Origin of the sequence: Streptomyces sp. MS06 (assembly GCF_047200655.1) — a bacterium.
In the GTDB taxonomy this organism is placed as follows: domain Bacteria; phylum Actinomycetota; class Actinomycetes; order Streptomycetales; family Streptomycetaceae; genus Streptomyces.
Genome location: NZ_JBJZOJ010000002.1, coordinates 182,715 through 199,999 on the forward strand (window position 1 = coordinate 182,715; position 17,285 = coordinate 199,999).

Annotated in this window: 16 protein-coding genes and 3 tRNA genes; 8 read left to right on the plus strand and 11 right to left on the minus strand. The window is 71.6% G+C overall.

Annotation, left to right across the window (positions count from 1 at the left end):
* Nucleotides 1-8: 8 nt before the first annotated feature.
* The 7 genes from ACL02U_RS01880 to ACL02U_RS01910 all read right to left on the minus strand — a co-directional run bounded on the left by ACL02U_RS01880 (nt 9) and on the right by ACL02U_RS01910 (nt 4,521).
* Nucleotides 9-617 carry a response regulator gene (locus ACL02U_RS01880; RefSeq protein ID WP_412788789.1) on the minus strand — a complete coding sequence of 203 codons (609 nt, stop codon included), beginning with the start codon at nt 615-617 and terminating at the stop codon, nt 9-11.
* Nucleotides 614-1,927 (minus strand): sensor histidine kinase, encoded by a 1,314-nt coding sequence (locus ACL02U_RS01885; protein WP_412788790.1) that lies wholly within the window; start codon nt 1,925-1,927, stop codon nt 614-616. The genes ACL02U_RS01880 and ACL02U_RS01885 overlap by 4 nt, the downstream gene beginning before the upstream one ends.
* 29 nt (nt 1,928-1,956) lie before the next feature.
* Complete coding sequence (locus tag ACL02U_RS01890) at nt 1,957-2,775, minus strand: ABC transporter permease (RefSeq protein WP_412788791.1); 819 nt, start codon at nt 2,773-2,775, stop codon at nt 1,957-1,959.
* Entirely contained in the window at nt 2,772-3,728 is a 957-nt protein-coding gene (locus ACL02U_RS01895) for an ABC transporter ATP-binding protein (protein WP_412788792.1), read from the minus strand. Before ACL02U_RS01895 ends, ACL02U_RS01890 begins: the two co-directional genes overlap by 4 nt.
* A 125-nt stretch (nt 3,729-3,853) precedes the next feature.
* Nucleotides 3,854-3,926 (minus strand) — tRNA-Gly (locus ACL02U_RS01900).
* A gap of 80 nt (nt 3,927-4,006) precedes the next feature.
* Nucleotides 4,007-4,078 (minus strand) — tRNA-Gly (locus tag ACL02U_RS01905).
* Nucleotides 4,079-4,203: 125 nt separating this feature from the next.
* Nucleotides 4,204-4,521 carry a histone-like nucleoid-structuring protein Lsr2 gene (locus ACL02U_RS01910; protein WP_412788793.1) on the minus strand — a complete coding sequence of 106 codons (318 nt, stop codon included), beginning with the start codon at nt 4,519-4,521 and terminating at the stop codon, nt 4,204-4,206.
* A 320-nt stretch (nt 4,522-4,841) separates the two neighbouring features.
* On the opposite strand from ACL02U_RS01910, the gene purS reads away from it, so the two are divergent.
* From purS to purM, 6 genes are all read left to right on the plus strand, one after another.
* Nucleotides 4,842-5,105, plus strand: a complete 264-nt coding sequence (purS, locus tag ACL02U_RS01915) for a phosphoribosylformylglycinamidine synthase subunit PurS (protein WP_412788794.1) — start codon at nt 4,842-4,844, stop codon at nt 5,103-5,105.
* Nucleotides 5,102-5,782 (plus strand): phosphoribosylformylglycinamidine synthase subunit PurQ, encoded by a 681-nt coding sequence (gene purQ, locus ACL02U_RS01920; RefSeq protein WP_412788795.1) that lies wholly within the window; start codon nt 5,102-5,104, stop codon nt 5,780-5,782. Before purS ends, purQ begins: the two co-directional genes overlap by 4 nt.
* Entirely contained in the window at nt 5,779-8,037 is a 2,259-nt protein-coding gene (gene purL, locus ACL02U_RS01925; RefSeq protein ID WP_412788796.1) for a phosphoribosylformylglycinamidine synthase subunit PurL, read from the plus strand. The genes purQ and purL overlap by 4 nt, the downstream gene beginning before the upstream one ends.
* Before the next feature lie 320 nt (nt 8,038-8,357).
* A complete protein-coding gene (locus ACL02U_RS01930) occupies nt 8,358-9,161 on the plus strand; it encodes a sterol carrier family protein (protein ID WP_412788797.1) in 804 nt (267 codons plus the stop codon).
* Nucleotides 9,162-9,470: 309 nt separating this feature from the next.
* Nucleotides 9,471-11,000: an amidophosphoribosyltransferase gene (gene purF / locus ACL02U_RS01935; RefSeq protein WP_412788798.1), complete on the plus strand. Its 1,530-nt coding sequence runs from the start codon at nt 9,471-9,473 to the stop codon at nt 10,998-11,000.
* A gap of 36 nt (nt 11,001-11,036) precedes the next feature.
* Nucleotides 11,037-12,104, plus strand: a complete 1,068-nt coding sequence (gene purM / locus ACL02U_RS01940) for a phosphoribosylformylglycinamidine cyclo-ligase (RefSeq protein WP_412788799.1) — start codon at nt 11,037-11,039, stop codon at nt 12,102-12,104.
* Nucleotides 12,105-12,470: 366 nt separating this feature from the next.
* Here the strand turns inward: purM and ACL02U_RS01945 are convergent, their stop codons facing one another.
* Both ACL02U_RS01945 and ACL02U_RS01950 read right to left on the minus strand, forming a co-directional pair.
* Nucleotides 12,471-12,716 carry a DUF3073 domain-containing protein gene (locus ACL02U_RS01945; protein WP_412788800.1) on the minus strand — a complete coding sequence of 82 codons (246 nt, stop codon included), beginning with the start codon at nt 12,714-12,716 and terminating at the stop codon, nt 12,471-12,473.
* 299 nt (nt 12,717-13,015) lie between these two features.
* Nucleotides 13,016-14,119: a Leu/Phe/Val dehydrogenase gene (locus tag ACL02U_RS01950; RefSeq protein WP_412788801.1), complete on the minus strand. Its 1,104-nt coding sequence runs from the start codon at nt 14,117-14,119 to the stop codon at nt 13,016-13,018.
* A gap of 221 nt (nt 14,120-14,340) precedes the next feature.
* Between ACL02U_RS01950 and ACL02U_RS01955 the strand changes: the two genes are divergently transcribed.
* Together ACL02U_RS01955 and bldC are read left to right on the plus strand one after the other, a co-directional pair.
* A complete protein-coding gene (locus tag ACL02U_RS01955; protein WP_412788802.1) occupies nt 14,341-15,186 on the plus strand; it encodes a hypothetical protein in 846 nt (281 codons plus the stop codon).
* A 545-nt stretch (nt 15,187-15,731) separates the two neighbouring features.
* Nucleotides 15,732-15,938, plus strand: coding sequence for a developmental transcriptional regulator BldC (bldC, locus tag ACL02U_RS01960; RefSeq protein WP_016905998.1), 207 nt, complete (start codon nt 15,732-15,734; stop codon nt 15,936-15,938).
* A 467-nt stretch (nt 15,939-16,405) separates the two neighbouring features.
* Here the strand turns inward: bldC and ACL02U_RS01965 are convergent, their stop codons facing one another.
* Complete coding sequence (locus tag ACL02U_RS01965; RefSeq protein ID WP_412788803.1) at nt 16,406-16,597, minus strand: DUF6274 family protein; 192 nt, start codon at nt 16,595-16,597, stop codon at nt 16,406-16,408.
* Nucleotides 16,598-17,140: 543 nt separating this feature from the next.
* Nucleotides 17,141-17,215: transfer RNA gene (locus ACL02U_RS01970), tRNA-Asp, on the minus strand.
* Nucleotides 17,216-17,285: the final 70 nt, after the last annotated feature.

The following is a 17,285-nucleotide window of genomic DNA, read 5'->3' on the forward strand; positions in this document are numbered from 1 at the left end:
GGATGCAACTATACCCAACCTCGCTCCCGGGCGAGCCGCACTGCGGCATGCCGGTTCTCCGTCCCGAGTTTCGTCACCGCGGACGAGAGGTAGTTCCGCACCGTGCCCGGGGAGAGCGCGGCCCGTTCCGCGATCTCCGTGACGGGTGCCCCGTCGGCGGCGAGTTCCAGTACCTCGGCCTCGCGCACGGTCAGCGGCGAATCCCCCGAGGAGATCGCGTCGGCGGCCAACTCCGGGTCGACGTAGCGGTTTCCCGCGTGCACGGTGCGGATGATCTCCGCCAGCCGCTGGGCGCTGACGGTCTTCGGCACGAAGCCGCGCACTCCCGCCTGCAGGGACCGCTTCAGATGTCCGGGGCGGCCGTGGCTGGTGACGATCAGCACCCGGCACTGCGGGAGGTCGGTCCGCAGGGATGTGGCGACCTTCACACCGTCTGCGCCGGGCATCTGCAGGTCGAGGACGGCGACGTCGGGCCGGTGGGCCCGCGCCATGGCCAGCGCCTCGGGCCCGCTCGCTGCCTCCGCCACCACCAGGAGGTCGTCCTCCAGCGCGAGCAGCGCGGCGAGCGCGCCGCGGATGAGGTGCTCGTCGTCGGCGAGCAGCACCCGCACGGTCACGCCGCGACCTCCCGCTCGGTGACCGCCCCGGTCAGCGACACGTCGGCCACCAGCCGGAACAGCCCGCCGTCGATCCGTCCCGCGGTGAGAGTCCCGTGCACGCGGTCCAGCCGCTCCCGCAGCCCGGCCAGTCCGGAACCGCCGCCGTCGCCGGAACCGCCGCCGTCGCCGGAACCGCCGCCGTCGCCGGAACCGCCGCCGTCGCCGGGACCGGCTGCCGCTCCGTCGTTCTCCACTGTCAGCACCACATGCTCCTCCGTCGTGTGCAGCGCCACCGAGCACCGCCCGGCGTCGCCGTGCCGCAGCACGTTGGTCGTCGCCTCGCGCACCACCCAGCCCAGCGCCGACTGGACCTCCGCCGGCAACCCCGCGGTGTCGCCGGTCACCTCGCAGTCGATTCCGGCCGCGGCCAGAACGCCCTGCGCGCCGAGGAGTTCGATGCCGAGGTCGATCTCCCGGTACCCGCGTACGACGTCGCGGACCTCGCGCTGCGACTCCTGCGCGATGCGCTGCACCTCGATCATCTGCTCCACGGCCTCCGGTCGGCCGCGGCGCGCCAACTGCACTGCCAGCTCGCTCTTCAGGGCGATCACGGCGAGGTTGCGGCCCATGACGTCGTGCAGGTCCCGGCCGAACCGCAACCGCTCCTCGGCGACGGCGAGCCGCGCCTCGACCTCGCGGGACCGCTCCGCCTCCCACAGCACGGACAGCGTCCAGGCGCCGCAGCGCGAGACGAGCAGCGAGAACACCACGGCGAAGGCGGCCACGGCGCCGACCAGCAGCAGGTCGGCGATCCCGCCGCCGGTGGCGGCGAAGCCCGCCACGCAGGCCGCGCCGAGCAGGGTGCCGTGCAGCAGCAGGGGCCGCCGGGGCGTCACCATGCCGTAGACCGTGCCGAACGTCAGCAGCCCGGCTCCCAGGAGCAGTCGGCAGACGGTCGGGGCGGCCGAGCCGGTCGCCTTCATCACCAGGACGAGCGTCACGAGGAGGCCGAGCAGCACGGAGGGAACCGCGAGGCGCCGGTGCGGAAAGGGCCGGCGCCCGAGGTAGTGGTCGAGTGCGGGGCGCAGCAGTCGGCCGGCCCAGACGCACTGCAGCGTGCCCGCCAGCAGGACCAGCCCGCCGAGGACGAGGGAGGTGGTGCCGTCGCCCACGTCGCGCAGGTCGCCGAGGAGCGGCAGCACCAGCCAGGTGGCGAAGAAGACCCAGCTCGCGACGTGCCAGGAGGCGATGCTCTGCAGTTCGACCCGTTCGGCCTTGCTGCGGTCGTGCCAGTGGCGCCGCTGCCATCCTCGTATCCGCCCCAACACCGTGGTCCTCCCCCTCTGACGCGGCCCGGTCAGCGTCGCGGCTCCCAACGGAACCACCGCCGTACAGCAAACACCGCGATCAGGGTCCAGGCCAGCGCCGCGGCCAGGGCCCGCAGTGCCTCGGGGACCGGCAGTTCACCGGTCCAGCCGCCGCGGACAAGGGTGATCACGGACGTCAGCGGCAGCAGCTCGCAGGCGGCGGCGAGCCGGTCCGGCATGAGCGGCAGCGGGACCATCAGCCCGGAACCGGCCAGGGACAGCAGGATCAGTGGTGCCGTGGTCACCTGGGCGCTCTCCGTGCTGCGGGTGAACGCCGAGGTCAGGGCGGCGAGGGCCACGCACATCAGCAGGCCGAGCAGGAAGCCGGGGACGGCGTAGTACGGCGCCCGCGGTGCGCCGAGGTCGAACAGCGCGGCGGAGCCGGCGGTCAGTACGAGGGACTGCACGAGGCCGGTGCCGGCGGCCGGGAGCGCGGCACCGGCGAGGATCTCGACGTCCCGCAGTTCTCCGGTGCGCAGTCGCTTGAGGACGAGTTCCTCGCGGCGGGCGACGAAGACGCCGACCAGCGAGGCGTAGACGGCGAACAGCAGGGAGAAGCCGAGCGCGGCGGGCAGGACCACGGTGGCGACGCTGAGGCCGGCGCTCTCCAGGTCCATCCCCTGCGCCGCCGATCGCACGCTGACCGGCAGCAGCAGTGGCACGAACAGGGCGGCGACCAGGGTGCCCTTGCTGCGGCCGAGCAGGGTGAACTCGGCGCGGGCGAGTGCCGCCATCCGTCCGGCCGGGGATGTGGACGCGGCCGTAGCGGACGCGGGCGCGCCGACCGGTCGGGTCTTCCAGGGGCTCATACGGGCTGCTCCGTTCGCGGGGCCGGGGAGTTCGAGGCCTCCCGGGCGATGCCGAGGAAGGCTTCCTCCAGTGAGGCCGAGCGCACGTCGAGCCCGCGCAGTGCGACGCCGGCACGGTCCGCCCAGACCAGGATTCCGGTGGCGGTGCGCTGCAGTTCGCGGGTACGCAGTCGTACCGTCCGGCCTTCCGTCTCGTGGCCGCACACGCCCAGCGCGTCCAGTGGGGGCAGGTCGCCCGGGAAGTAGCCCTCGGGGAGTTCGAAGGCGATCCGCGACGGCTGGGCTGCGGTCACCTCGGCCGGTGTACCGGTGGCCGCGATGCGCCCCTCGTGGAGGATGGCCAGCCGGTCGGCGAGGTTCTCCGCCTCTTCCAGGTAGTGCGTGGTCAGCAGCACGGTCGTGCCGCCGTCGCGCAGGGCGCGTACCAGGTTCCAGGTGTCGCGGCGGCCCTCGGCGTCGAGACCGGTGGTGGGTTCGTCGAGGAACAGCACCTCGGGTGTGCCGAGCAGTGCGAGTGCCAGGTCCAGTCGGCGTCGTTCACCGCCGGAGAGCTGCTTCACCCGCACGCCCGTCCTGCCGGTGAGCCCGACGAGGGCCAGCACCTCCCCCGCGGGACGGGCGCCGCTCACACAGCCCGCCCACATCCGTGCGGTCTCGGCGACGGTGAGTTCCGAGGGGAAGCCGCCCTCCTGCAACATCACTCCGCTGCGTGGCCGTACGGCGGAGCGTTCCCGGTGCGGGTCGTGTCCCAGGACCCGCACGGTTCCCGAGGCCGGCCGTGCCAGCCCCTCCAGCACCTCGACGGTGGAGGTCTTGCCGGCGCCGTTGGTGCCGAGGAGCGCGAAGATCTCGCCACGTTTCACGTGGAACGTGATGCCGCTCACGGCCTCGAACCCGCCCCCGTAGACACGCCGCAGGTCGGAGACCTCGATCACGTGTTCTTCCGTGTTCATGGGTCCAGCGTCCCGGCGGCCGGGAGTGGGCGGCAGTGTGCGCCGTCACCGTTCGGCATGACAAATGTCAGACGGGCGCGGCACATGCAAAAGCCCCGGTCCACAGGACCGGGGCCTTCTCTGCGAGCGGACGACGAGGCTCGAACTCGCGACCTCAACCTTGGCAAGGTTGCGCTCTACCAACTGAGCTACGTCCGCACTGTCCCCGACCGGCTCCCACCGATCGGTGCGGGCATCAGCCTACCTGATCCACGGAGGTGGTCGTGACGGCGATGCAGAGCGGGTGACAGGAATTGCACACTGCGCCTTCCCCCTGGAAGGGGGATGTTCTACTACTGAACTACACCCGCATGTACTCCGGAGGTCCGGGCTTTCCGCCCTCGCCCCTCGGCGTGCTCCAGACTCTAGCTGATCAGGAGGGGTGTCGCGCAAGTCGGTTGGACCGAGGGGCGGGTGACCGGGTGTCGGGCCGGGCTCACTGTGCGGCGGCGAAGGCCTCGTAGACCCGCTTGGGGATCCGGCCGCGTGCGGGGACGTCCATCTTGTTCGCCTGGGCCCAGGCGCGCACCGCGGCCGGATCGGGCGCCACGTGCGTCTGCTGGTACGTCTTGCCGGACCTCGACCGCTTGCGACCCGCGTCCACGTAGGGCGCCAGCGCCTCGCGCAGTTTTCCGGCATTGGCTTCATTCAGGTCGATCTCGTACGACTTGCCGTCGAGTCCGAAGGCGATCGTCTCCGCCGCTTCCGAGCCGTCGATGTCGTCGAAGAGTGTGACCACGACCTTTTGCGCCACGAATATCGGTCCCTTCGTGCGGCCGTCGACGCAGTTCACCGGCGATGACGGTGCGATGACGTGCCGAGTATCGGTTATTTCTAATTCATTTGTACAGTGCCTGGCAATGAAAAGTGAAGCCCGACTAAATCTGTCCGCGTGTCCGGGCGCAATAGGTATCGCGAGGTGATGTCGGATCTTTCCCGGAAGTTTTCCCCGGTGCACGCCCTTGAGACCGTATCGTGACGGCGCTCACGTAGTTTCCTACAACTCTACTCGCGTAGAAATTTTGTACGGGTAGTCTGAAGGAACCTGCTCAGCACCACACACCGGGAGTGCCAGTGGCACGCGTCGTAGTCGACGTCATGCTCAAGCCGGAGATCCTCGACCCCCAGGGCCAGGCGGTCCAGCGTGCGCTGCCGCGCCTGGGTTTCGACGGCATCTCCGACGTACGTCAGGGAAAGCGTTTCGAACTGGAAGTTGAGGGGCCCGTCGACGACGCCGCCCTCGCCCGCATCCACGATCTTGCGGAATCCTTCCTCGCCAACACGGTGATCGAGGACTTCACGGTGAAGGTCGAGGAAGTCGCGGAGGCCGCGAAGTGACCGCTCGTATTGGCGTCGTCACTTTCCCCGGAAGCCTCGACGACCGGGACACGCAGCGCGCCGTCCGCCTCGCGGGCGCCGAACCCGTCGCCCTGTGGCACAAGGACAAAGACCTCCACCAGGTCGACGCCGTGGTGCTCCCCGGTGGCTTCTCCTACGGCGACTACCTCCGCGCCGGTGCCATCTCGCGTTTCTCCCCGGTGATGGAGAGCGTCATCGAGCAGGCGAAGGCGGGGATGCCGGTCCTCGGCATCTGCAACGGCTTCCAGGTCCTCACCGAGGCCCACCTGCTGCCCGGCGCCATGCTCGGCAACGACCACCTGCACTTCATCTGCCGCGACCAGAAGCTGCGGGTGGAGAACGCCGACACCGCCTGGACCAGCGACTACAGCGCCGGCCAGGAGATCCGCGTCCCGCTGAAGAACATGGACGGCCGCTACGTCGCCGACCGGTACACGCTGGACGAGCTGGAGGCCGAGGGCCGGGTCGCCTTCCGCTACCTCGACTTCAACCCCAACGGCTCGCTCCGCGACATCGCCGGCATCACCAACGAGGCCGGCAACGTCGTCGGGCTGATGCCGCACCCGGAGCACGCCGTGGAGCCGCTGATCGGCACCGGCCGCTCCGACGGCCTCCCCTTCTTCACCTCGATCCTCAAGAAGCTGGTCAACGCATGAGCAGGACGCCTCTGGACACGGTCGAGCACGCGGCCGAGACCCCCGACGTCGAGCTGCCCTGGGCCGAGCTCGGCCTGAAGAAGGACGAGTACGAGCGGGTCGTGGAGATCCTGGGCCGCCGCCCCACCGGCGCCGAGCTCGCCATGTACTCCGTCATGTGGTCCGAGCACTGCTCGTACAAGTCGTCCAAGGTCCACCTCCGCCAGTTCGGCGAGAAGGCCCCCGAGAGCGACGCCCTGCTCGTCGGCATCGGCGAGAACGCCGGCGTCGTCGACGTCGGCCAGGGCTACGCGGTCACCTTCAAGGTCGAATCGCACAACCACCCCTCGTACGTGGAGCCCTACCAGGGCGCGGCCACCGGCGTCGGCGGCATCGTCCGCGACATCATCGCGATGGGCGCCCGCCCGGTCGCCGTCGTCGACCCGCTGCGCTTCGGCGCGGCCGACCACCCGGACACCCGGCGCGTCCTGCCCGGCGTGGTGGCCGGCATCGGCGGCTACGGCAACTGCCTGGGCCTGCCCAACATCGGCGGCGAAGTCGTCTTCGACCCCTGCTACCAGGGCAACCCGCTGGTCAACGCCGGCTGCGTCGGCGTGATGCGGCACGAGGACATCCACCTCGCCAAGGCGTCCGGAGCGGGCAACAAGGTCATCCTCTACGGCGCCAGGACCGGCGGCGACGGCATCGGCGGCGCCTCGATCCTCGCCTCCGAGACCTTCGACGACGCCAAGCCCTCCAAGCGCCCCGCCGTGCAGGTCGGCGACCCCTTCCAGGAGAAGCTGCTCATCGAGTGCACCCTGGAGGCGTTCGCCGAGAAGCTCGTCGTCGGCATCCAGGACCTCGGCGCGGCCGGCCTGTCCTGCGCCACCTCCGAGCTGGCCTCGAACGGCTCCGGCGGTATGCGGGTCACCCTGGACGACGTCCCGCTGCGCGACTCGACCCTGTCTCCTGAGGAGATCCTCATGAGCGAGTCGCAGGAGCGCATGTGCGCGGTCGTCGAGCCGGGGAAGGTCGACCGCTTCCTGGAGATCTGCGGGAAGTGGGACGTCATCGCCACCGTCATCGGCGAGGTGACCGACGGGGACCGTCTGGAGATCTACTGGCACGGCGGCAAGATCGTCGACGTCGACCCGCGCACCGTCGCGCACGAGGGCCCGGTCTACGAGCGGCCGTACGCCCGCCCGTCCTGGCAGGACGAGCTGCAGGCGGACACCGCCGACGGCCTGGCGCGCCCGGCGAACCCGCAGGAGCTGCGGGAGCAGGTCCTGAAGCTGGTCGGCTCGCCCAACCAGGCCTCCAAGAAGTGGATCACGTCCCAGTACGACCACTTCGTGCAGGGCAACACGGTCCTCGCCCAGCCCGAGGACTCCGGCATGATCCGCATCGACGAGGAGTCCGGCCTCGGCGTCGCCCTCGCGACGGACGGCAACGGCCGGTACGCCAAGCTCGACCCGTACACCGGCGCCCAGCTCGCCCTCGCTGAGGCCTACCGCAACGTGGCGACGACCGGCGCGAAGCCGCTCGCCGTCTCCGACTGCCTGAACTTCGGCTCCCCGGAGGACCCGGCGGTCATGTGGCAGTTCGCGGAGGCCGTGCGGGGTCTGGCGGACGGTTGCCGGCAGCTCGGCACCCCGGTCACCGGCGGCAACGTCTCGCTGTACAACCAGACCGGCGAGGCCGCCATCCACCCGACCCCCGTCGTCGCCGTCCTCGGCGTCATCGACGACGTGGCCCGGCGCACCCCGGTCGCCTTCCAGGAGGAGGGCCAGCTGCTGTACCTCCTCGGCGACACCCGCGCGGAGTTCGGCGGTTCGGCCTGGGCGCAGGTCGTCCACGACCACCTGGGCGGCCTGCCGCCCGCGGTGGACCTGGAGCGCGAGCGCCTGCTGGCCGAGATCCTGATCTCCGCCTCCCGGGACGGGATGGTCGACTCCGCCCACGACCTGTCCGACGGCGGTCTCGTCCAGGCGGTCGTGGAGTCCGCCCTGCTCGGCGGCAAGGGCGCGCGCCTGGTCGTCCCCGACGGGCTGGACGCCTTCACCTTCCTCTTCTCCGAGTCCGCCGGCCGCGCTCTCGTCGCCGTGCCGCGTTCGGAGGAGGTCCGCTTCAACGACATGTGCGGCGCCCGCGGCCTGCCGGCCACCCGCGTCGGTGTCGTGGACGGCGACGCGGTCGAGCTCCAGGGCCAGTTCGCGCTGCCGCTGGCGGAGCTGCGGAAGGCCCACGAGGACACCCTCCCCGCTCTGCTCGCCTGACCGGCCGCACGCCGGTACGCCCGCGCGGACCCCGCCCCTTCCGGGCGGGGTCCGCGCGGTTGCCGTCCGCACGGTTCAGCGGCCCCCCGCGGCGGACGGCCTCGGTCAGGGGGTCCGCGGAGGTCGCCGACGCCGCACGCCCGCGCCCGCCGGAGCGGCCCTGAGGGTTTCCGCCCGCCCGTGCCCGCCGGACCCTGCCTGCGCCGCCCGCCTCCCCGCGCCCGACGGCGCCGCCCGCTTCCCCGCGCCCGACGGCGCCGCCCGCCCGTGCCCGCCCGTGCCCGCCCGGCCCCTGGGGCGCGCCGCCTAAGCTCCCCTCCATGCCCCCGGCCAAGAAGCGCACCCGCCCCCGGACCTACGACCCCGCCCGGACCCGCGCGGCGGTGCTGGCGCAGTACGGGCACGTACGCGACGCGGTCCGCACCCTCACCCCCGAGCAGCTTGCGGCGCCCACCCGGCTCGGCGCCTGGACCGTACGGGACCTGGTCGCCCACCTGGCGGCGGTGCTGGGGGCCGTGACCCGGCTGCTCGAACTGCCGGAGCCGGCCAGGCCCGGCGGGGCGCTGCTCGACTGGCCCTCCGCGATCGTCGCCGACGCCCCGGACATCGCCGCGTACGCCCGCGACCTCGCGGCACGCCAGCCCGACCCGGACGCCCACCTGGCCGCCGCCGAGGAGCGCCTCGCCGCCGCCCTCGCCGCCCACCCCGGCAGCAGGCTGCTCGCCACCGGCGCGGGCGCCCTGTCACTCGACGAGTACCTCGTCACCCGCACGGTGGAACTGGTGGTCCACAGCGACGACCTCAACGCCGCCCTGCCCGGCCTCGGCGTCCCGCTGGACCGGCAGGCGCTGGCCGCGGCCACCCGGCTGCTCGCCGACGCGTTCGCCGCCCGGGCGCCCGGCGGGGCCACCGAGCTGCGGATCCCGCCGTACGCCGTCGTGCAGTGCGTCGAGGGCCCCCGGCACACCCGCGGTACCCCGCCCAACGTCGTCGAGACCGATCCGCTGACCTGGATCAGACTGGCCACCGGCCGCCTGACCTGGGCGGACGCCGTCGAGGAGGCCCGGGTCAGCGCCAGCGGCGAACGCGCCGACCTGTCGGCCCTGCTGCCGCTGCTCACCTGACCCGGCAGACCCGCCGAACCGGACGGGCAGACCCTCCGAACCGCCCTGGCAGACCCTCCGTACCGCCCTGGCAGACCCGTCGGACCGCCCCGGCGGGCCCGAATGGTGTGCGACGCCTCACTCACGCGCACCGCGCGAATCCCCGCGGAGCCCGCGCGGACCGCCGGCCAACGCCCCCCACGGCCCCTGCATCACCCCCGTGAGCTGGGAAAACACGACAGGCGCCGTCCCGGGCCCCGGCGGGTGATCCACCGGGGCCCGCGCATCCCCAATTCGGACCAGTGGTCGATCTCGCCTACACTCGGTGCCGTGCCACGTGGTGACGGACGACTCAACCACGACCTGCTCCCCGGCGAGAAAGGCCCCCAGGACGCGTGTGGCGTCTTCGGTGTCTGGGCTCCGGGCGAAGAGGTCGCCAAGCTCACGTACTTCGGGCTCTACGCCCTCCAGCATCGGGGCCAGGAATCCGCGGGAATCGCGGTCAGCAACGGCTCCCAGATCCTCGTCTTCAAGGACATGGGCCTGGTGTCCCAGGTCTTCGACGAGACCTCCCTCGGCTCGCTCCAGGGCCACATCGCGGTCGGTCACGCCCGCTACTCGACCACCGGTGCGTCCGTGTGGGAGAACGCCCAGCCGACGTTCCGCGCCACCGCGCACGGTTCCGTCGCCCTCGGGCACAACGGCAACCTGGTCAACACGGCCCAGCTCGCCGAGATGGTCGCCGACCTGCCCCAGGACGGCAACGGCCGTTCGACCCGCGTCGCGGCCACCAACGACACCGACCTCGTCACGGCGCTGCTCGCCGGCCAGACCGGTGAGGACGGCCGGCGGCTGACCGTCGAGGAGGCCGCCCCGACGGTCCTGAAGCAGGTCAGGGGCGCCTTCAGCCTCGTCTTCATGGACGAGCACACCCTCTACGCCGCCCGCGACCCGCAGGGCATCCGCCCGCTGGTCCTGGGCCGCCTGGAGCGCGGCTGGGTGGTCGCCTCCGAGAGTGCCGCCCTGGACATCGTCGGCGCCAGCTTCGTCCGGGAGATCGAGCCGGGCGAGTTCATCGCCATCGACGAGAACGGCCTGCGCAGCTCCAGGTTCGCGGAAGCAAAGCCCAAGGGCTGTGTCTTCGAGTACGTGTACCTGGCCCGCCCGGACACCGACATCGCCGGCCGGAACGTCTACCTCTCGCGTGCCGAGATGGGCCGCCGCCTCGCCAAGGAGGCGCCGGTCGAGGCCGACCTGGTGATACCGACACCGGAGTCCGGCACCCCGGCGGCGATCGGCTACGCGGAGGCCTCCGGCATCCCCTTCGGCGCCGGACTGGTCAAGAACGCCTACGTCGGCCGGACCTTCATCCAGCCCTCCCAGACCATCCGGCAGCTCGGCATCCGCCTGAAGCTGAACCCGCTGAAGGAAGTCATCAAGGGCAAGCGGCTGGTCGTCGTGGACGACTCGATCGTGCGCGGCAACACCCAGCGGGCCCTGGTCCGCATGCTCCGCGAGGCGGGCGCGGCCGAGGTCCACATCCGGATCTCCTCCCCGCCCGTGAAGTGGCCCTGCTTCTTCGGTATCGACTTCGCCACCCGCGCGGAGCTGATCGCCAACGGCATGACCATCGACGAGATCGGCACGTCCCTCGGCGCCGACTCGCTGGCGTACATCTCCATCGACGGCATGATCGAGGCGACCACCATCGCCAAGCCGAACCTGTGCCGCGCCTGCTTCGACGGCGAGTACCCGATGGAGCTGCCCGACCCGGAGCTGCTCGGCAAGCAGCTGCTGGAGACCGAGCTGGCCGCCGGTACGGCCGCCCCGGCCTCGGTCGACGCCATCCGTCGCCCGTGAGCCCGTACGTCACACCGAACCGAAAGATCCCAGGCCATGTCTGAGACAGCTACCGGCTCTTCCTACGCGGCTGCCGGCGTCGACATCGAGGCGGGCGACCGCGCGGTCGAGCTGATGAAGGAGTGGGTGAAGAAGACGCAGCGCCCCGAGGTCCTCGGCGGCCTCGGCGGATTCGCCGGCCTCTTCGACGCCTCCGCCCTCAAGCGCTACGAGCGCCCGCTGCTCGCCTCCGCCACCGACGGCGTCGGCACCAAGGTCGACATCGCCCGGCAGCTCGGCGTGTACGACACCGTCGGCCACGACCTGGTCGCCATGGTCATGGACGACATCGTGGTGTGCGGTGCCGAACCGCTGTTCATGACGGACTACATCTGTGTCGGCAAGGTCCACCCCGAGCGGGTCGCCGCCCTCGTCAAGGGCATCGCGGAGGGCTGCGTGCTGGCCGGCTGCGCCCTGGTGGGCGGCGAGACCGCCGAGCACCCGGGCCTGCTCGGCGAGGACGACTTCGACGTCGCGGGGGCCGGCACCGGCGTCGTGGAGGCGGACCGGCTGCTCGGCGCGGACCGCATCCGCGCGGGCGACGCCGTGGTCGCCATGGCGTCCTCCGGTCTTCACTCGAACGGGTACTCCCTGGTCCGCCACGTGCTGCTGAACCAGGCGGGCATGGCGCTGGAGGCGGAGGTCGCCGACCTCGGCCGCACCCTCGGCGAGGAGCTGCTGGAGCCCACGAAGATCTACTCGCTCGACTGCCTGGCCCTCACCCGGACGGCCGAGGTGCACGCCTTCTCGCACATCACCGGCGGCGGCCTCGCGGCCAACCTGGCCCGGGTGATCCCCGAGGGGCTGCACGCGCGCGTGGACCGCTCCACCTGGACCCCCGGCCCGGTCTTCGACCTGGTCGGCAGGGTCGGGACGGTCGAGCGCGCCGAGCTGGAGAAGACCCTCAACATGGGCGTCGGCATGATCGCCGTGGTGCCGCCGCAGTCGGTCGACGTGACCCTGGCGACCCTCGCCGACCGGGGCGTGGACGCCTGGGTCGCCGGTGAGATCACCGAGCGCGGCGACCGGGCGACGGGAGCCGAGCTGGTGGGCGACCACGCGTGAGGCGGGCGCGGGTGAGCCCCGGGGGCCGGGCCGCCCGCCGGTCGGCGGGCGCGCCGCGGGGCGTCCCGCGGCCGGGTCTGGTGCTCCGGTCGGAAGGAGCTCCTGGCCCTGGCCCTGGCCCTGGCCCGGTGCTTCGGTCGGAGGGTGCCCCTGGCCCTGGCCTTGGTCCGGTGTCGGCCAGTGCTTCGGCGGCGAACGCGGGAGCGGCTTCGGAGCCTGTGCCCTCGCGGGGCCCGCGGTGTCGCGGAGCCGGTGGTTCGCACCGGGGACCGCACCGGGGGCGGGGAGAGTCACCGGTGCAGCACGAAACCCGGCCCGGCGCTTCGGCCCCGGACCGGGTGAGACACAGCTGAGCCGCTGGGGGCGTCAGGCGCCTCGACGCTGCGAGGAATCGTCCTCGTCCTCGTCGTCGCCGTCCTCGTAGAGATCGGCGTACTTTGAGTACAAGTCGTCGTCGTGCTCATCGTCCTCGAAGCGGTCGCCGTTCGGCGACGGATTCGACGTCGATGCGCCCAGCTCCTCGGCCAGGCGTGACAGGTCCGTCCCACCGCTGTTGTACTTCAGCTGGCGGGCGACCTTCGTCTGCTTGGCCTTGGCCCGGCCGCGCCCCATGGCTCGACCCCCTCAACGACGGGGCTCGACGGCCCCAGGTTGACACGCGTTCATGATCCAAAACGGTCTCTCCGCGGAGAGTCCGTCCGTAGGGCTTCCACGGTACCTGAGCCCGCGGCCATACGGTACGTCGCCCGCAGGACGCGCGTGTGCACAGGACCCCCGAGGCGCCCCATCCTCCCAGGTCAGTGACGATTTTAACCACTTGTCGGCGGGCGACCCGCCGGTCGGAGTGAGAGTTCTCTCCAACTACCCACCGGCGGGTACCGCGCAAACCCCGGACCGCACTGCGCGGAATCTCAGCGTCCGCCTCCGGTCGCGGCTTCGTGCATCCGCTGCTCGGCGATCCGGTCGGCCGCGGCGGCCGGCGGGATACCGTCCTCCTTCGCACGTGCGAAGATCGCCAGTGTGGTGTCGAAGATCCGGGCCGCCTTCGCCCTGCACCGGTCGAAGTCGAAGCCGTGCAGCTCGTCGGCGACCTGGATGACCCCGCCGGCGTTCACCACGTAGTCCGGCGCGTACAGGATCCCGCGGTCGGCCAGGTCCTTCTCCACGCCCGGATGCGCCAGCTGGTTGTTCGCCGCGCCGCAGACCACCTTCGCGGTCAGCGCCGGAACGGTGTCGTCGTCCAGGGCGCCGCCCAGCGCGCACGGGGCGTACACGTCCAGACCCGCGACCCGGATCAGCGCCTCGGTGTCGGCGACTGCGGTCACGCCCTCCGGGTGCCGGTCGAGGACGCGGCGCACCGCTTCCTCGCGCACGTCGGTGACGACGACCTCGGCGCCCTCGTCCCGGAGGTGCTGCACCAGGTGGTGGCCGACCTTGCCGACGCCGGAGATCCCGACCCGGCGGCCGCGCAGCGTGGGGTCGCCCCACAGGTGCTGGGCCGAGGCCCGCATGCCCTGGTAGACGCCGAATGCGGTGAGGACGGAGGAGTCGCCGGCGCCGCCGTTCTCCGGGGAGCGGCCGGTCGTCCAGCGGCAGGTGCGGGCGACGACGTCCATGTCGGCGACATAGGTGCCGACGTCGCACGCGGTGACGTAGCGCCCGCCGAGCGAGGCGACCATGCGCCCGTAGGCGAGCAGGAGGTCCTCGGTCTTGTCCCGCTCCGGGTCGCCGATGATCACTGCTTTGCCGCCGCCGTGGTCGAGGCCGGCCAGGGCGTTCTTGTACGACATGCCGCGCGCGAGGTTCAGGGCGTCGGCGACGGCCTCCTCCTCGGTCGCGTACGGGTAGAAGCGCGTGCCGCCGAGCGCGGGGCCCAGGGCGGTGGAGTGGATGGCGATGACGGCCTTCAGTCCGCTGTCGCGGTCCTGGCAGAGCACGACTTGCTCATGACCTCCCTGGTCCGAGTGGAACAGGGTGTGCAGTACACCGGTTGGTGCGCCGGTTACATCGGTCACGGTGGTGACTCCTGAGTACGTAGCGGCGGGTGAGGGCGGCTCCCGTAGGGGTGGCGGGCGCCGTGGCATGAGCGTAGAGCCTGATCCCGTCCGCCGACCTCCCTGTGTCGAGGATCATCCCCCGAGGGGGGACGGGCGTGCGACGATTTGCAGAGTTTTCCCGTCCGCCGGTGGGCGGGTTCCGCAGGTTTCCCCGGCAGTGGGCGGGGGAGGGAGCAGGCGTGCCCAAGGTGTCGTCCTCGGTGGTCGTTCCGTACGCGACCTATCTGCGCGTGTACGAGCCGCTGGCTGCCTTCCCCGAGCCGGAGCGCAGTCACTGGGCGCGCTATGCCCGCCGCCGGGAGCGCCCCTCCTACCAGGACGAACTGCGCCGTTCCCTGGCCGACTTGCTGCCCACCCCGCCGGTGGCGGTGCCGGTGCAGGAGAGCGCGGACGCCTTCGTGCTGGAGGCGGACGGGGGCGTGTGCGTCTGCCCCTGGCGGACCCGGCTGCGCGGCTGGCAGGCGCTGGGCGATCTTGACGAGGACCTGCCGAAGCCGGTGCTGGACGCGGCGCTGCCCGAGGTCGTGCGCCGTCAGACCGCCCAGGACTACGAGCGCTGGCTGGTCCGCAATCCCGACGCCCGTCCGTGGATCCGCACGGCGACCTGGCAGGTGCCGCTGAACTGGTTCGTGCTCGTCTCCGACGAGGAGAGGCGGTTCGACAAGGGGTCCGGCGAGGTCCCGCCGATGCTGCGCTACCGCACGCCGATGGTGCAGGCCCGGCGCCGGGTCGCGCGGGGACTGCGCGCGCTCAGGGACGCCGTCGACGAGGGCCCGCTGATCGACGGGCTGGTGGACGTGGGCCGCTGGCTGGAGGAGTTCCACCCGCGCTCGGTGGTGGAGCTCGACTACGGCGGACTGGTGCACGTGCTGCCGGCCGGCGAGCTCGAGGACGACCACTCCGCGGCGGACGTCGCCGAGGGGATCGAGGCGCTGCGGCGCGGTGACCAGGTCGCGGCGGGGGAGGCCTACGGCCGGCTGGTGGAGCGCTGGCGGTCGGTCCGGGACCTGCGTTCGGCGAACTGACGGTACGGCAGTCGTTGAAGAAGTGACGTATGTCACGGTGTCCATCGTGGTCGAAAACACGTACGGTCATACGGTACTTCGGGCGGCTGACGGGATGTAGGGCTCGATCCGGGCGTTTGTGTCAAGCGTGACAGACCGCACGTACGCCGCTCTTGCGTCCCTTACCCTTCCTCGTGCCAAAATAGGACAAGGAGTCCGGGGAGGGCTCCGTCCGCCCAACTATGCTCCACCTTGGGTGGAATCTTCGCATTGCACGCATTTGGGGGGTCTGATGCCTCCTGATCGCCCTGTGACTGATCGTCACAGCGGCGTGACTGTCCGCTATGGCATGGTCCATCGGCTTCCGTCGCTGATGGACACCTGGGAGGGCAATTCCATCGGTTTGGCCGACGCGGCTGGACAGATGGTGTAGTTGTAGTGCCGAGGACAAGCCGTTCGTCCTATAACCGACTCGACTCGCGTCCGCCATTTCGGGCAACGCGGGTCAAGGTGCAGAATTTAGAGGAAAGAACCGAGAAGGTTCGGTTCTCCCGAGGAGGCCGCTCATGACCGCTCGCACCCCTGAAGCCGAGCCGCTGCTGACCCCGGCTGAGGTCGCCAGCATGTTCCGTGTCGATCCCAAGACGGTCACGCGCTGGGCGAAGGCCGGGAAGCTGACGTCGATCCGCACGCTCGGCGGGCACCGCCGCTACCGCGAGGCCGAGGTCCGCGCACTGCTCGCGGGCATTCCGCAGCAGCGCAGCGAGGCCTGAACAACTGCATAACCGGGCAAACCGGCAGGTCCCCCAACCCGCCCAGCCGCCCGGACACCGCTCGAAGCGACGCGGGGTACTGCCCCAACAGGCCCCACGCCCGAGCCGGGCAGAGGTCCTCGGACCTCATCAGGCAAGCGACACAGGGTGCGTCGTGGATCGCGCTGGACTCCGCCGGGTCCAGCGCGATCTTTTTTGTGCGCCGGGCCGGTGCTGCCGACCGCCCCCGTGGGCGGGCTTGTCGGACTCTGGGGAGACCTGTCGCATCCGCTGGAGAACACCTGGACTACCGGTGCAATTGCACATATTAAATTGACCCCTTGTAGGGACAGGGTAAGAACCCCGAAGTCATTCACTCGTTCAGTGACTCCCGTCACAGAACGGGAGGCTTGTTGTCCCTGCAATACATGCGATATAGGAGCCGAGTGCCGCTTCGGCGGTCCCAACTCCGCCCGCTCCGGCGGGTGTCACGCCTCGCCGGGACTGTCGCCCTCCACGCGGTCCTCCGGCAACTCGCCGCGCCGTGGCGGGGAATCCATCGCCAGCCTCTCCAGATGGTGGCAGATGGGGCAATGGCGGGCCAGGTGGCCGTAGGACGACGCGGCCGACAGGTGCGCGCGGAGCAGAGCCCGCGTCTCGTGCCTGACCGATGCCGCCATACGCCACCTCCAGGGCCTGTCGGAGAGCGGGGCCCTGTATCCGGATTACTGGGCGAATGTGACGCCGTCAAGGCCGCACGGGGTGCCACAGGAGGTGCTGGTACGGCTGGGGCGGCGAGCGTCCGCTGTGGCGCGTCCCAGCCCGTCCCGGCGCCACCCGGTGCGCCTGCGGGCGCCGTTGGCCCGCGGCGGCGGGCTGCTCCGTACCCCAGCCACCGGCTGCGGCGCGCCGGCGGTCCCGGCCCCGAAGCGGCCCCCTGCACGGTTCCGGGGCGGCGGACGGGCCGGCGGACGACGCGGTGGGGCGGTGCGGTGGTGGGGCGGGGCCGGCCGACCGCGGCGGAGGGAACGGCTCCGCGACCGATCCGCCGGCGAGCACCCTCGTCCAACGGCGGCGCCGCGCGCCGGGGCATCGGCCACCGCGATCGGTCACCGTGGGCGGCCACCTCGATCGGTCACCGCGGGCGGCCACCGCGGGCGAGCCGTCCCGTACGAAGAAGGCCCGCATCCCTCGTCGGATGCGGGCCTTCACCACTGCTGCTGCGGTCCTGACGGGATTTGAACCCGCGGCCTCCACCTTGACAGGGTGGCGAGCACTCCAAACTGCTCCACAGGACCTGGGAGCCCCTCCCGCGCCTCGGCGGCGGGTGGGTTTCGCGGCGCGGACCTTCCGGTGCGCTGCGAGAAG

Coding starts and splice junctions, on each gene's coding strand:
- ACL02U_RS01890 (WP_412788791.1), bottom strand. CDS start 2,775: ATGAGCCCCTGGAAGACCCGACCGGTCGGCGCGCCCGCGTCCGCTACG.
- ACL02U_RS01895 (WP_412788792.1), bottom strand. CDS start 3,728: ATGAACACGGAAGAACACGTGATCGAGGTCTCCGACCTGCGGCGTGTC.
- purL (WP_412788796.1), top strand. CDS start 5,779: ATGAGCAGGACGCCTCTGGACACGGTCGAGCACGCGGCCGAGACCCCC.
- ACL02U_RS01930 (WP_412788797.1), top strand. CDS start 8,358: ATGCCCCCGGCCAAGAAGCGCACCCGCCCCCGGACCTACGACCCCGCC.
- purM (WP_412788799.1), top strand. CDS start 11,037: ATGTCTGAGACAGCTACCGGCTCTTCCTACGCGGCTGCCGGCGTCGAC.
- ACL02U_RS01945 (WP_412788800.1), bottom strand. CDS start 12,716: ATGGGGCGCGGCCGGGCCAAGGCCAAGCAGACGAAGGTCGCCCGCCAG.
- bldC (WP_016905998.1), top strand. CDS start 15,732: ATGACCGCTCGCACCCCTGAAGCCGAGCCGCTGCTGACCCCGGCTGAG.
- ACL02U_RS01965 (WP_412788803.1), bottom strand. CDS start 16,597: ATGGCGGCATCGGTCAGGCACGAGACGCGGGCTCTGCTCCGCGCGCAC.